At 59.9% G+C, this 14,083-nt stretch carries 15 protein-coding genes and 1 riboswitch; of the genes, 10 read left to right on the forward strand and 5 right to left on the reverse strand.

What is annotated here, in order from left to right; genetic code table 11:
• Positions 1-84 precede the first annotated feature (84 nt).
• The 8 genes from AB4048_RS12510 (at position 85) to AB4048_RS12545 (ending at position 6,614) form a co-directional block, all read left to right on the forward strand.
• Positions 85-426 (forward strand): helix-turn-helix transcriptional regulator, encoded by a 342-nt coding sequence (locus AB4048_RS12510; protein ID WP_442202284.1) that lies wholly within the window; start codon positions 85-87, stop codon positions 424-426.
• A 233-nt stretch (positions 427-659) separates the two neighbouring features.
• On the forward strand, positions 660-1,169 hold the full coding sequence (locus tag AB4048_RS12515; RefSeq protein ID WP_442202285.1) for a hypothetical protein: 510 nt from the start codon (positions 660-662) through the stop codon (positions 1,167-1,169).
• Positions 1,169-2,521 (forward strand): hypothetical protein, encoded by a 1,353-nt coding sequence (locus AB4048_RS12520; RefSeq protein WP_442202286.1) that lies wholly within the window; start codon positions 1,169-1,171, stop codon positions 2,519-2,521. Before AB4048_RS12515 ends, AB4048_RS12520 begins: the two co-directional genes overlap by 1 nt.
• Positions 2,514-3,878: an AAA family ATPase gene (locus AB4048_RS12525; RefSeq protein WP_442202287.1), complete on the forward strand. Its 1,365-nt coding sequence runs from the start codon at positions 2,514-2,516 to the stop codon at positions 3,876-3,878. The genes AB4048_RS12520 and AB4048_RS12525 overlap by 8 nt, the downstream gene beginning before the upstream one ends.
• Positions 3,879-4,125: 247 nt before the next feature.
• Positions 4,126-4,869, forward strand: a complete 744-nt coding sequence (locus tag AB4048_RS12530; protein WP_442202288.1) for a YkgJ family cysteine cluster protein — start codon at positions 4,126-4,128, stop codon at positions 4,867-4,869.
• A 158-nt stretch (positions 4,870-5,027) separates the two neighbouring features.
• Positions 5,028-5,723, forward strand: coding sequence for a hypothetical protein (locus AB4048_RS12535; protein WP_442202289.1), 696 nt, complete (start codon positions 5,028-5,030; stop codon positions 5,721-5,723).
• Complete coding sequence (locus AB4048_RS12540) at positions 5,723-6,154, forward strand: hypothetical protein (protein ID WP_442202290.1); 432 nt, start codon at positions 5,723-5,725, stop codon at positions 6,152-6,154. The genes AB4048_RS12535 and AB4048_RS12540 overlap by 1 nt, the downstream gene beginning before the upstream one ends.
• A 1-nt stretch (position 6,155) precedes the next feature.
• The gene (locus AB4048_RS12545) at positions 6,156-6,614 is read left to right on the forward strand and encodes a hypothetical protein (RefSeq protein WP_442202291.1); all 459 of its coding nucleotides are present in this window, start codon (positions 6,156-6,158) and stop codon (positions 6,612-6,614) included.
• Positions 6,615-6,849: 235 nt separating this feature from the next.
• On the opposite strand, the gene AB4048_RS12550 is transcribed toward AB4048_RS12545, so the two are convergent.
• Positions 6,850-7,146 carry a hypothetical protein gene (locus AB4048_RS12550; protein WP_442202292.1) on the reverse strand — a complete coding sequence of 99 codons (297 nt, stop codon included), beginning with the start codon at positions 7,144-7,146 and terminating at the stop codon, positions 6,850-6,852.
• A gap of 341 nt (positions 7,147-7,487) precedes the next feature.
• A riboswitch (SAM-I-IV-variant riboswitch) is annotated at positions 7,488-7,583 on the forward strand.
• 34 nt (positions 7,584-7,617) lie between these two features.
• On the opposite strand from AB4048_RS12550, the gene AB4048_RS12555 reads away from it, so the two are divergent.
• Positions 7,618-8,190, forward strand: a complete 573-nt coding sequence (locus tag AB4048_RS12555; protein ID WP_442202293.1) for a hypothetical protein — start codon at positions 7,618-7,620, stop codon at positions 8,188-8,190.
• 168 nt (positions 8,191-8,358) lie between these two features.
• Complete coding sequence (locus AB4048_RS12560; RefSeq protein ID WP_442202294.1) at positions 8,359-8,493, forward strand: hypothetical protein; 135 nt, start codon at positions 8,359-8,361, stop codon at positions 8,491-8,493.
• Here AB4048_RS12560 and AB4048_RS12565 read toward each other — a convergent pair.
• The 4 genes from AB4048_RS12565 to AB4048_RS12580 form a co-directional block, all read right to left on the reverse strand.
• Complete coding sequence (locus AB4048_RS12565) at positions 8,483-8,791, reverse strand: hypothetical protein (protein ID WP_442202295.1); 309 nt, start codon at positions 8,789-8,791, stop codon at positions 8,483-8,485. The two genes, AB4048_RS12560 and AB4048_RS12565, sit on opposite strands and share 11 nt — an antisense overlap.
• Before the next feature lie 161 nt (positions 8,792-8,952).
• Positions 8,953-11,703: a UvrD-helicase domain-containing protein gene (locus tag AB4048_RS12570; RefSeq protein ID WP_442202296.1), complete on the reverse strand. Its 2,751-nt coding sequence runs from the start codon at positions 11,701-11,703 to the stop codon at positions 8,953-8,955.
• Positions 11,704-12,287: 584 nt separating this feature from the next.
• The gene (locus AB4048_RS12575; RefSeq protein ID WP_442202297.1) at positions 12,288-13,232 is read right to left on the reverse strand and encodes an HNH endonuclease; all 945 of its coding nucleotides are present in this window, start codon (positions 13,230-13,232) and stop codon (positions 12,288-12,290) included.
• A 111-nt stretch (positions 13,233-13,343) separates the two neighbouring features.
• A complete protein-coding gene (locus tag AB4048_RS12580) occupies positions 13,344-14,057 on the reverse strand; it encodes a hypothetical protein (RefSeq protein ID WP_442202298.1) in 714 nt (237 codons plus the stop codon).
• Positions 14,058-14,083 lie beyond the last annotated feature (26 nt).

Below are 14,083 nucleotides of genomic sequence, written 5' to 3' on the forward strand. Positions count from 1 at the left end.
CCCCGAGTTCTGGCAGTGCATCTTCGCGTACAAGGCAGTTCTATCGTGTTCCTCAAAGTACTTTAGCGTAGGGGGCACAAAGGAATGCAGAAGTCGAATGATGAGTTGAACAATGCCGACGTAGTAGTTCGCCGGACTGAGGCGATGAGGATCACCGGACACACCAGTGTTCCGGCCTTCTACGACGCAATGGCAAGGGGCGAGGTTCCGCGACCGATCAAGGTCGACAGGCGCGCAGTCGGCTGGTTACTGAGCGAACTGCTAGCCCGACAGCGTCGCATGATCGCCGAACGCGATGCCGCTATCGACGCGAAACTGAAGGCGCGGGCAAAGGCCGAAGACACCGGCAAAGCGGCGACCATCGTCGAAGACGTCACGGCCAAGACATCAGCCACCAAGGGCAAGAGCAGAAGGCAGGCAGCCTGATGGATGCCCGCGCCCCGGGTCGCCTATCTGGCGGCGGCGCGGGCGATCTACGGACAATTCGCTTCTGATGGGGATCGGAACAAACCGGCACGGCAAAAATGAAATCCGCCGTCGGGCAAGCAGTCCCGACGGCGGCCATCTCTGAGAGATCAACAACATACCCGCCGCGAACGCAAATCGCATGAAAATCGGGGCCGACCACACACCGATAGCGCCGAGGGAGCGTTGAGAGAATGTCACAATCACGACCAATTTCCAAGTCGAGCCAGTTCTCCACCCGGCAGCAGCGCCGTCGCTGGGCGGCGATGGTCGCCAAACGCAATGCCAAGCTCGACAAATTCAACGACGACGCACGCTGGTTCCCGGGCGGCCCCAAGTCGGCGCGGCTGGCGGTCTTCAGGCCGGAAAACGCGCTAGCCATGCTGGAGGCCGCCGCCGCAGGTGGCGAGCGAGGCATGGAGGCGACATGGATCATCCGCGCCGCCGCACGCTATGGCGCTGAGTGCGACCGATACGAGCCCGGCCAAGGTTTTCAATGTTTGTGCTGCGACGACTATCTCGGCGTCGGCAACCCTTGCGACGCCGTCGTGCTGCTGGCACCCGTCAAGTCCGACGAGACGACCGTCGCCACGGGCGTTTGCAGGCGCTGCGCCAGTGCGCGCAGCGACGAGGCGCTGGCGCAGGAATATGCCGACTATTTCCAGAAGGTCTGGCCCGGCGCGTATGTCGGCGGGAGGCTGTGATGACGCTGCGAACCCGGCACACGATTGTCCGCGCATCGAGCCGCATGACCAAGCTGATCGAGCTGGACGCGGACGGCAAGCTCATGAAGCAGGCCGCCGTAACACCCGCCAGCGGCAGTCTCATCGACTGCGCCTACGAGGCCGAGGATGCGCAGGGCCTCCTGCAACTCTTCGCCGACGCGCTCGAAGACCTGAGCCCGAGGGAGGTGATCCTGCTCTCGACGCTGCCTTCTGCGATGGCTCCCGGCGACAGGCACTGGCGGCTGTGCACGAAGGAGAACGAGGGTGCCCCCGGAACACTGGCGCGCACCAAGGCGAACTTCGGCCCGGTCACGGGACTGGCAATCGGAGCCCTCGATTTCGACCTGCCACCACAGGGACGCGTTGAGCTGCCTCACGCCGGAGCACTCATCGACCGCATACTGGTCCCGGCTTGGCCCGGCTTCGCGCACACGGCGCTGCTGGTCAGACCTTCGGTCTCCGCAGGGGCGAAGCTGATCGGCGGCGAGGCACCGCTGCCAAGCGGCTACCACGTCTATTTCGTCATCGATGATGGCAGGTATATCGAGCCGATCTGCAAGCTGCTTTTCAATCGCCTCGCCGCGATGGGTCACGCCGTCGTGCTGCCGTCGAAGCGCGGGGCACGTCTGCGCCGGGCGCTGGTCGACGCTGTCGCAAGCAGTCCAGAGCGACTGATTTTCGAGGCTGATCCAATGCTCGGCCCCGGCGTCGAGCCTGTCATGCGTGACATCGTCATCGAGGGCGAGCGTGTGCTCGTTGCCGACGAGATCATGCGCGACCTGATGGCCGCGAACGTGCGCGACGACGGCATCATCGCCGCGAACTGGGCCGCAGCCGAGGAGGCCGCAGCGCCGCTTTGCGAGGCGGCGCGGGCGAAGTGGATCGAAGGCCGTGTGGACGAACTGGCCGTGGTCGAGAAGAAGACGCGCCCAGAGGCGCGGGTGATCGCCCAGAGGGAGGCGCAGGCTTACGACGCCGGCGTCCTGACCGACGACTTCGTGATCGACTTCGATGACGGAACGAGCGCGACCGTGCTCGAGATCCTCAGCGATCCAGACCGCTTCAAATCCAAGAAGGGGCCGTCACTGGACGAGGACAGGCCGCGCCCGGGCGTGACTATGGTCTGGCCCTACCGAAGCGCCCCAGACCCCGCGACAGGTAAGCCGGAAGGGCCTTGGCTGCACAGCTTCGAGCATGGAGGCCGCTACTGGCGTCTGCGGCTCAAGGCAGTGCTGGAGGCAGAGGAGGCATTCAAAGCCCTCTTCGATATAGCCCACGGCATGATCGCGAACGAAATCGGGCATTTGAAGAAGGTGGTGCGCAATGGATAGCACGGACGGCGGTTTCAAGGCGCGCAAGGAGGAGATAGACGACCTGATCGACAAGCTCGGTCGCGCCGCCAAGGCGGGCCTGAACGGCAGCGGCGGCGCGCATTACGGCGGCGGTCAGGCCGAGCCGGAAGAGAAGACCGAGCCGCTGGTGCTTTTCGACGCGGCTGACATCGGCGACATCGACAAGCTGCCGCCGACGCAGTTCATTCTCGGCGACAATTTCGCGAAAGGGTACGTCTCATCCATCATCGCGACCGGCGGTACAGGCAAGACGGCAGTCAGGATCGCACAGGCGCTCTCCATCGTGACCGGCAAGCCGCTGACCGGCGAGGAGTTGTTCCTGCAATGCAAAGTGCTCTTCGTCTGCTTCGAGGACAGTATCGACCAGTTGAAGAAGCGCATCGGCGCGGCGATGCGGCACTACGGGATCAAGGACGAGGACGTGCGGGGGCGCTTGCTCTACGCGGTGCCCGGTCGGAAGTCCGGCAAGCTGGTCGAGGCCGATCTAAAGGGGCGGCCACGCGTCGGCGCGCTCAAGGAATATCTCGAAAAGGCGATTGCGGAAACGGGCGCTGAATTCATCTGCCTCGATCCGCTGAAGAAGCTGCACGGCGTCGGAGAGAACGACAACACGGGCATGGACGAGGTGATCGGCGTCCTCGCCGACATCGCGATTGAGATGGACGTCGCAATCGACGCGCCGCAGCACGCGCGCAAAAACATGTCGAAGGACGCTGCCGAGGCCGGGAGCGCCGATCAGGCGCGTGGCGCAAGCTCGACCGTCGATGCGATGCGCTTCGTCAAGACGCTGATGAAGATGACCCCGAAAGAGGCGCAGCAATTCGCCATCAGCGAGGGCGTACGCAAGCTCTATGTCCGCACCGACACGGCGAAGCTCAATCTCGTCCCGCCCTCACGAGAGGCGACATGGTTCAAGCTCACGGGTGTCGCACTCGCCAATGCCACGGCCAGCTACGGGCGCAGCGACAACATCGTCGTCGCCGAGCGATGGCAACCGCCGAGCCTGTGGCTGGGGCTCGATGCCAGCATGCAGGAACGCATCCTCTCCGAGATCGAGAAGGGCATGGACGACGGCGAGAAGTACAGCATCGCGGCGAACGTCGGGAAACGATGCGTGTCGAACGCCTTCGCGAAGCACGACGCCACGCAGTCGAAAGCGGACGCCCGGCTGATCGTCAAGGAGTTTATCAAGGGCGGATTGCTGCGTGAGGATATCTACGAGAACGGTGACCGGAAGAAGGTGAAGGGCCTCGTCACCGGACCGTTCAGGCACATGAAGATCGACTTGTCGGGCGTGCCCGGCCACACGAGCGACGGCGCGGAGGACGAAGCGTGATTGCAACTTCTGATACTGCGCGATTACCCCATTCTAATCGCGCATCGATCGCGCAAATCGAGTGCGCGATTAACCCATTCGTCCACTACGTGCTTGCGCAATCGCGCAGCACTCGCGCAGGGGCGCTCGCTAATCGCGCATAGTGGGCGTTGCGCGACCAATCGCGCAATCGCGCAATGCAACCGGCGACTGCGCGATGGCCATCGCAGCGTCGAGACCAACCGATCAAACAGGGGATAAATGAACCATGACGACGACTACGAAAATAGCTGCCTATCAAGCCGGTGCGCGTGATCCCGGTACCGCTTCAAACTTCATTCGCAGCATGACACGGCGGGCCGATCCGGCGCGAGTACCTTGCGGGGGATGCACGGGCTGCTGCCGCTCGGCGTACCTGTTCGCAGACCTCGACGCGGAAGAGTGCGGGCGGTTTCCCGACGCCGTCCATAGCGATGTCGTCGGCGGCATGGTGCTGCCGAAGCGTGAGGACGGATCGTGTACCTACCTGATCGAAGGCAAGTGCTCGATCTATGAACGCCGCCCTCGCGCCTGCCGCGTCTACGACTGCCGTGACCGGCTACTGCTCGGCGCTTTTGACGGGAACGACCCGGTGATGTTGCAGGCATTGCAGGAATGGGCACCTTTCAGGACGCCGACTGGCGAGGACATGGACCTGCTCTCGGCGGCTCGCGCGGCTGTACAAGTCGATGGCCTGCCGGAAACCTACAAGGAAGCACTGGCCAAGTTCTGGGCTGTTTACAGGAGGCCCAAGCAGTGGCGGAAGCTCATGAAGGTCGCAGCCAAGTTTCGCAGGCGTTTTGCCGCCATGCCGGTGGATGAGGTCCGCATGCTTTATGCGGAGTTGGTCGCTTCAGCGACAGCAAGATGTAAAACCTTGGGCGAAACCCGCCGGGCTCCCGCGCCCGGCTCAATGGTCCGTTGCCTGAAATCACCTGTCGGCCCGCGCCGCGTCGCCGAGCGACGGTCATAAAGGCTTTCAGATGGCGCTATCGGATATATCCTCCGGTACCCTACGATCTAAGTGATTGTAAATAAACGCTATAAAATCGCGATTGACGTCTACCCACAGTTGGGCTCACATTTTCATCCTGAAGGCATTGAATTTTGGGTAGAGGTCGAGACTAATTCATGGAAGCTACAGCCAAGCCGAACGGCCACGCGGCCAAGAAGCAGACGAAAGAGCGCACGGCCAAGAAGAAGGCGACGAACGGGCACGCACGGCTGTCCAACAGGGTTGGCGTCGCTACCGGTGCCGCTCAGTTTCTTGAAGCTGTCGATCATCGATCCCGGGCGGCGAGGCGTTATCGCGACCTTTGCGCCGACCTCGCCGAGCACCTTGGTGGTGCAGCCCACATCAGCGCCGTGAGAGAGCACATCATGCGCCGTGCCTGCGCTTTAATCGTCTGGGCCGAAGCCGAAGAAAGCAAATTGGTTGAGGTCCAAGAAGGCCCGCCCTTCGATCCCGTGGTCTATTCCACGGCGGTGAATAGCCTTCACAGGCTTCTCCAATCGATTGGCCTCAACCCGCACCTGAAAGTTTTTGCTCCCGATTTGCGGAAATATGTCAGCGCCGTCATCGACGCTGGCGAGACGGTCGACATCGTGCCGGATCAGCCTGTCCCGGACGCCGAGCCAGTTAAGCGAGATGCCCGTGGGCGCGTACTGCGCGGAACGCCCGAACAGGCCGAGGCCGCACGGCGCATGCGCGAAACGGCGGCAAAGAAGAAGGCCGAGCGTGAGGCCGCCGAGCTGCGGATGGTTCGGGAGGCCGTCGAGAGCGCCAAGGCCGAGCACGCCGCACGACAGGCCGGGGGTGAACCCTGATGGCCAAGGACAGCAGCGAGCTAAGGGCTGACCTCGTACAGATGCTGATGTTCGACCGCCAGAGCGCGCTCTACCAGAACAATGCAGGTGCCGCCGTTCAGGCCAGCTCCCGGGTCGTCGACCTGCTGCTCGGACGCCTCGCCGACGAGGCCAAGGACGTCACGCCAATCGGGGTGGTGCAGACGGTCGTCGTCCATCAGCATTTGTGCATTGCCTGCCGTCAGCAGTTGGGGTTGGAGGCAGCGCCAGTGCATGCAGCCCTTACCGATGCCGAGCGGCTGCGCGTCGGCGGCTGGGACGAGCCCGACTTCGACCCCGATGCCGCCGCCGCTGGCCAGCCCGAACCCGCCGGCCCGTCCGCTATCCGCAAGCCCGCCACCATTTCCGTGCCGAAGCTTCCGACGCCGAAGCGCACCGTCAGGAGGGCTTGATATGGCAGCAGCACCAGCAGTGGCACGCAACAACACCACCCGACCGAAGGGCGTCACATGGGTCCCGTCGAAATGGCGCTCGACGTTCCGCCATCGCAAGCAACGGTTCTGGCTCGGGCACTACCCCGACAAGGCGGACGCGATCCAAGCCAGCGAGGACGCCCGCCTGCGCTTGGGCATCCCGCAAGCCCGGGCCGGTTCAAAGCGCGTCAACCGCCAGCCCGGCTATTGGGTGGCGCGCATCATGATCGACGGCAAGCGGCATTTTCTGGGCCGCTTCGATAGCGCCGCCGAGGCGGCGGCGGCGTATATGGCGGTGGCGTGGCAGGCAAGCGGCATGCCGCAGAGGCGGGAGAATGACGATGGACATTGCCAGAGGGCTTGGCCTGAAAGGATCAAGGCATGCCTCGGGAACCGAACAGGCAGGATCGTGCCAAGGCCAAAGCGGCTCGATCTCTGATGCCGCCAAGGAAAGCCTCCGCAGTCTAGTCTGGCAGCAACATCACGCTCACCAAATCCGACTGACGGTGATCGAGGGCGTCGTCAACCCTGGTGAATACCCATGCCTACAGTAGGCCAAGGCAGGCACTAGGACCTGAGCAAATTGCGTTCTGAAAGCCATACGAAGGCCAACAAAGACGCTCTGGCAGAGGTCCGATTAATGACTTGCCTCCGCCGAGAGGCTCTCAACCGAATTAGTCGTTGATAGACAGCGGGCAAAGCTCCACCGCGCCGATAGTGATTGCTGCGGCAGAACCCAAGCAATCGTAGTAGCAGATTTTGTTCATGCCACTCGTTCGCTCGCCGGTCTTAAAGCACATTACGGCTACCTGCTTACCGGCAACAACGTCGCCGTTGTGTTTCCACTGCGACGACAGCTGACCAATAGTCGAGCCGTTCGACTTCGCGTTGGTGTTGTGGTCGAACGTCGTATCAGCGAACGCTGCCGTTGCGAGCAGCGAGAGACCCGTTGCCAAAATCATCTTCTTCATGTTGTCTTCACACCCCTATTCGGCACGGACAATTCCCTGCCGCCTAACACATGGGATGAAAGCTGAGGCGCTGCTTGATTAGCGACGCCAATCTCTTGCTATCAGCTGCCAATTTTGGTGGGAACCTCTCAACCCAGCCAAATGGTTCTCCTCGGACGCCTTACCGAAGAAGCCAAGGACGCCACGCCGGTCGCGCAAGTCAACGTCATCTCCGATGGATATTCCTTCTGACTAAAGTCCGATCACTTGTGTTTCGATGCCAAAATCTTGCGCATCGCCGCCATGACTATCGGGCTACTCGGGGCCGCCATTGACATTGCCGTTGTCCACACCCCACTGTCTTTTTGCATCCAGAGAGGGCTTCGGCCCCGCCAACCAGCCTTGACCGGCAACGGTGGTACGACGATGTGGCCCAACGGGCAACAATTGGTCGTCAGCCCTCCAGATGCGTGTGCAACTCTGGAGGTTTTTATGCTTTCACGACGTGGTTTTCTGGTTGGAACGGGTGGTCTGCTCACGGCGGCGTTCGTCAACGATGCGCAGTCATTTGTGCTTCGGAACGACCAGCCGCTGCTGGTCACGCCCCCGCAAATTGCCCAAACCTTGTTCTGGTATGACAATGATGAACAGGGCTTGATGCTGACGATCGGCGAGTGGGATGTCTGCCCACCACCACCAACGTGGCGCGAATTCTTTGTCAGCGAAGGCGTACCGCACGGGACGGAGCCGGACGCGGACCGCATATGGACGGAGCACAACATTGAACCGGCGGACTACGATGAGCAGGTTGATGGATTGTGGTGGGAGACCCGGTTCGACCTTAAGACTGGCCCGACTGCCAAAGCCTATCATCTTTTGAGGAAGCTCGATCTCGGTCCTACTCTCAAGCGTTCAACCGAACAGTCGCACCTGGTGTTCCGCGAGGGTGATCTTAGCAATCAAGACAGCCGCTGGGTCGACGCACGCAACCACCTCACCCTGTCCCTGTTGCAGGCCCGGCTGATCGATTTGAAGCTTCCCATCAGCATTGCAAAGGGAGCCTGATGCGCATCCAAAAGACGAACTCACAGTGGATCGAGCAACCCCAGATGGCTGTGGAGAACTCCTTGCTCGAAAGCCGGAAAGCCCAGCGTCACGACGCAGAACGAGATCTTTGCGCTGGAGCGCGCCCTCCTGGCGCAGGAGACGCACCAGAAGTAGCCTGAGGGCGTCATGAATTATCTTAGCACCGAGGAGGGCAAGAAACGCGGTATCATGGGCGCGGTCGCCGCCGGGCTGCTATCAGTCCCGCAGGCCAAGGAGTTCACGAGCCAGCAGCGGGGGCAACCACAGCGTCTCAAGATGTAGCAAAGGAGGCATATGATTTCTTCGCCTCGTCAGTATACAGCCACGCGACGCCGTGCTCGATGGCCCGCTCCCAGACCCAGTCGAAGTCTGCGGGCGACCACTGGAAATTGGCGTCTTGTTTCATGCCGAGCCCTTCCATGATCTCGCCGCCCTCCCAGAACAGGAGGTCGGCGAGGTTCATGTTTTCGCGTTCGGTGCGTTCGGCAATGAACTGCCTGCGGCACTCCTGAATACCCCATTCGCGGTCGGTCTCACTGTACCGGCCTTTGGCGTCGAACCAGCGACCGCTTTTCTGCATGACCTCATCGAATTGGCTCGAGAGGAAATCGTTGAAGTCTTCTTCTTCTTCGGGGGAAAGGAGCGTGTGTGTCATGCCCCCAATTTAAACCAGCGGCTATCCTTTTCAAAGGACATAACGGCCACGCCGTATCATCGGCCGAGGCCGCTCGGGGGCGTGGCCTAAAGCTTTGACTTTGTAGCCCCGACACCCGCCATGTTGGTCAAAATCTTAGCCTTTCCGGTGCAGACAGGATATCGCACGCAGCTCAGGAAGGCACCGTAACGCCCGGATCGTTCGATCAGCCATCCATCCTTGCACGCTTGGCATGATGGATAGGTCGCTGCGCAATTACACTCGACCTCCGTTGATCCGTCTCGATATCTTGGAAGTCCAACACCACAGGACGAGCAAGCGGGTAGCAAATTTCCGCAATGTTGCACGTGCTCGCAGCGATACCAGGTTCGACCATCCTGGCCCCGCACGTCCAGTAACCTTCCGCCACACTCTCCACACTCGTGCGCCGTCTGTCCGGCGCCAGCTCCCCGTAAAATGCCATATTCGGGGTCCTTGTTGAGTTCGGTCACAAAGGACGATGGTCTCGAGTTCGAGGCGAGGATCGTCATGGTGTGGCGGGCCCGGGTCATTGCAACATACATGACCCGCCGCTCTTCGGCGTTTTCGAACAACTCCTCCTCCGGCGATACCAACGCAAGCAAGGGATCGTCGACGATCTCGGAGGGGAAGCCCATTCGGCCGCTGTCCGCGCTCAGAAGTATCACATGATCGGCTTCGAGGCCCTTTGATGCATGGATTGTCTTGAAGCTAATGTGCAGCCGGGGGAAACGCCGTTTCAGATCAATGATGTCCGGCGCGAGAAAGCGATACCGTCCCAGCAGCAATACGCTTGCCGTGTTCGTGGGCTCAATCCTGGCGGACATTCCTGCCAGAACTTCGCCGAGCTTTTTTTCCTCCTCGCCCCTCGGCGTCATCACGATCCCGATGGCCGGTTCGGTTGCATTCCCTGCCGGAACGATCTGCTTGGAGATCTGGGCCGGGTTTTTCAGCACGAATGTTCTGGCCGCGTATGCGATCTGGTCTATCGATCGGAAGGTGCGACCAAGATCTACAGTCCGATGGACGCCGGTCTCTCCGTTGAAGCTGCCACCAAATTCATCGCCGAAGTGACGCATTAGGTGGATGTCAGATCCCGCAAAGCGGAAGATCGATTGCCAGTCGTCGCCAACAGCAAAGACGCGGACGTCCGGGTGCTGGATTTTCAGTGCCTTCACCAACCTGGCACGGCTCTGTGAGATATCTTGGAATTCGTCGACGAGGATGTGGCGGAACGGGCTGACATACCGTCCAGTTTCAGCATAGTGAGCGGCTCGCAGGATCATATCTTCGAAATCGATCCTCCCAGCAAGCCGCTTCTGATATTCCGTGAAAACTGGCACGAAGACGTCGAGGAACGCTTTGGCGCGACTACCCAAGTTAAGTCGTTCTGACTTCGTCTCGCAGTCAGGGACGCTGTAGCCTCCGCTCTTGAACTTGCGCAGGAAAGTGCCGAGCAGTTGTGAAAACGCATCGACCTGCTTCAACTCTATTACGCGGTCGAAGATCGTCTCAGCGGGGCGAGGTTTTAGCGTCACATGCGGTGCGAGCTTTTCAGCCAACGCGCTGAGAAGACGCCCCTCCTGCCGCTCGAAGCTATATGTCTCGATAAGTGTGGTTTCATAGGCCGCGTGAACCTCGCGCTTCCATTCCATACCCGCCAGATACTCGTCGCGATTGACGAAAGGCGCGGTGATCTGCCGCTCGCTGCCATCCGGCATTTTCTGAAGCCGCACACCGAAATGCTCGATGTAGACACCATTTTCGGTCAGACGAAAATCCGGGCAATAGTCGCGGCGTCCGGTCTCCCGGATCTTGTGTTCGTAGTTCGGCTCATACTCGTACTCAACGCCGTTTTCATAAAGCCAATTGGCGATCTGCAATTCTTCGTAACTCTTGACCTTCTCCCCCTGCAGAGTGCGCAGATCCTGCTTTTCAATATGGGTGTAAAAATCGTGCTTGGTCTTGAAGTCCCACTCGGTCTTCGGCTCGATCAAAAAGTGAGCGAACCACTTGATGATCGCCTTGGACACTTCCGGATGTGTCCGAACAAGATCCATCAAAATCTCTTTGATGGTGTTGGTGAATGCCACATCATCGGTGGCGTGTTTGGCAAGCGCAGGTTTCGATCCCTCGACCGTTCCGATTATGTCGTAGGCAAGCGCGTGAAACGTCCGCGCCACGATCGGAACGCCGGAACGGGCCTCAACCCGCTCCGACATTTCTTCGGCGGCGTTCTTTGCAAATGCCAGCAGCAGTATTTCGTCCGGGCGGCGGATACCGGCCTTGACGAGATAGGCGGCCTTGGCAGTGATGACGCTGGTCTTTCCGGATCCGGCACCAGCTAGCACGAGCGTTGCGTCCTCGTCCACCACGACAGACAGGCGCTGTTCCGGCGTCAGAGGCTTGCTTTCGATCGTATCGAAGAAGTCCTTCCAGCGTTCGAGCTCGGCAGGAACAAAAGTCGCGAGGGCGCTCGTTCTCATCGTGCCAGGATCTGCGGTGAAACTTCTGACAAGTGCAACACGCTCGGCTTGCTCGGCTCCGATGGCGTCTGGCTGGAGTTTCGATAGCAGCGAGGTCTCAAGGGCCCTGGCATCGCTCAAAAGAGGCCCGAGTTCGCAGGCAGCAGGATAACGAGCTGGCTTGGCCAGTTCAGCAACCGCGCAATGAACTCGCAGTAAGCGATCTGCTTCACGCTCCAGCGCCAAAAGATTGAACCCGATCCAGGCGCTTTTGACTTCTTCAGCGAACATGCACCCGTCAGGATATCGGAGACCACGCATAACGAAGTTGCGCTCTGCCGTCGTGACGGTCATGGTGGCACCAACCGCCCCCTTCCGCACCAGTGGGGCAGCAGATATCGCTTCAAGGTGCACGGACGAGGTCAATCCGCGACGCGTAAGCCGCAGGTGATCTCCGTAAAGCTCCATTGCCCGAAATGTCGTCCCGAATGGGTTCGTGATCAGTCCAAGCAATACCCGTTGTTGCAGTCTACTCAATATCGCAGCCTCGCATTGCGTTCGGCGGCGCAGCTCGCTTTTGCCGTCGTAAATCGCCCGACCAATAAATCACGAGCCGTAAAGAGAGTGCCAACCAGTCTCACGTCCCAATAGACATTACTTTCCATGGCTGCCCTTCCAGCTTGTTCCAGGGCTGCCTCTGCGAGGACCTCGTTGCCGCGGCGATCGGCGTATTCAGCCGTGCGCCCACCCTTCCCCCACTGAAGTCATCCCTGACCACCGGCGCAGGCGGGCCAGAACCAGCAGCCAGAATTTGGCATAGTGACGTACGCCGCCAATCTTTGCGGGTCTTCCCATCTCAAACAACACTAGCCAATGCCCACCTAGCCGCACATCACTTGATGGGAAACCTGATGTTGGAAGAAAAGCAAACAATGATCCTAGATCTCTGCCCAATTTCTATGAGCTAGGAGCGCGCCACGACTTGGTCCCAATCGCGTGTCAGACGGTGACCTAAGCGCCTTGCCGTGAAGGTCGCCATAAACTGTTGATCTAAGGCTCTCGGCAACAACAACGCTCATTGTAACGACATCCACGGCCAACAAGCCAAGATCGAACAGATTGTGCAAATCAGCCCGTAGTAGTAGCCCATTCCTCGGGTCATTCGTTTCAACACCCAGGTAAGGTGTTATGTGCGCTGCGTCCAACGCCTCGACGGCATCACAATCTGTAATCGCGCATTTCCGGTCATAGGCAAGGATAAGCTTCTGGCGAAATGCCCCTTGCCCGCGCCGCCGAACGACTTCTGCCATTGTTCTCTCCCGAGTGTCGGGAGTATCTGGGACAAATTCCGGCTGTGCGGCTTCTACCGCTGTGCGAACTAGTGAAGCCTTCGTCTCTTCAGCGCGCCGTCCTTCCTCGCCGTGGGCAACGCTGCGAAGTATGAAATAACCATCGGACCATTCGACGACGGTCGCGAGACCAAGTACGTCATACGTGACACCCGGCTTCGGTTTTCGCTGAAGCAACACTCCCACCGGAACACCATCCTCCATACAGCGCACTAGGCCGCGGTTTGTCGCTGCCTGGTCGCGGTCTTTAGGTAACGCGCCTTCTTGAAAATAACGGTACTCCCAAGCGCCATTTTCCATAGGTGTCACAGGGCGATCGGCGTAAGGACCATTGAGGGTTTGCCGCACACTAAGAGCATAGTCTGTGTAGGCGGGCTTGTAGATACCCTTTGCCTGATTTACCAGACGCGCCCCTGTGTCCGCATACGCCTGCATTTCTGCCCACGAAACTGCCCTACCGGCATTCTTACGGAACCAGTCAAGCGCAATTCGGTGTTCCGCTGTTATTTGGCCAATCGCTTCAGGTTTTCTCAAAATCAATTCTCCTGGTCATAGGGCATATCGATCGGCGTGTCCGTCAAGAGACATGCCGCAATCATAATCTTTTTCATTTGAGATTGCCTTATGACCGACAGGGACGATCCGTTACACGTCCAGCCGCGCACGGACGCGCGGAACGGTTGACACCGCGAGAACGAATGCTTGTGCGCGAGCAATGAGTTCGGCGCTGTAGTCGACGACTGTGAACCATCGTTGCCGCTGCACGACATAAGCTGATCCATCACCACGCGGCACCGATACATTTGTTCGCAGCGTGGCGATTTCGCTAGCGCCGGTCTCAGCCCGCAAACGCTCATGCAACTGGTGTAGTTGCTCGTCATGCTTTTTGCCTTTGCTGGGAAAGGTAATGAACACGACGGCGCGGCCGGGCTTTCGAAGCAGCCGTACCTCTGCAAAGGTCGCGTGCTTTGGTGATCCCGCACCAACGCCGTTGTCTGGATCGAGAAAGACGATGTCGGCCGCGTCCAAGGCCTCTCGTTTGCGCTTACCCCAAACATTGCGTTCTGCGCGTGGCGGCATGGGTTCTCGATGAAACAACGCCCCATTTGGCCAGATCGCTGCCTGTTCAAGTGCCGCGATGCTGCGCGTTGGCAGAGTAGAGAGGCCCGCATGGAGGTCAGCGTCCACGTGCCGCCAAGCGGCTTCGTCACGCCATTCAAGATGCCGCCCGTCCGGCCCGCCGTCGTCTCCCGGTGCGTAATACCACGCGACACCTAGCGTTCTGTCTATGCCCGCCAGAGCGCGCAGAAAGCCGAACTTTAGGAGATCACTGACATCCCCGGCGTATTGATCTCGCATTTCCATCCTCGTTTTCGACTGCGCTA

Origin of the sequence: Rhizobium sp. RAF56, from assembly GCF_052113965.1 — a bacterium.
In the GTDB taxonomy this organism is placed as follows: Bacteria; Pseudomonadota; Alphaproteobacteria; order Rhizobiales; family Rhizobiaceae; genus Rhizobium.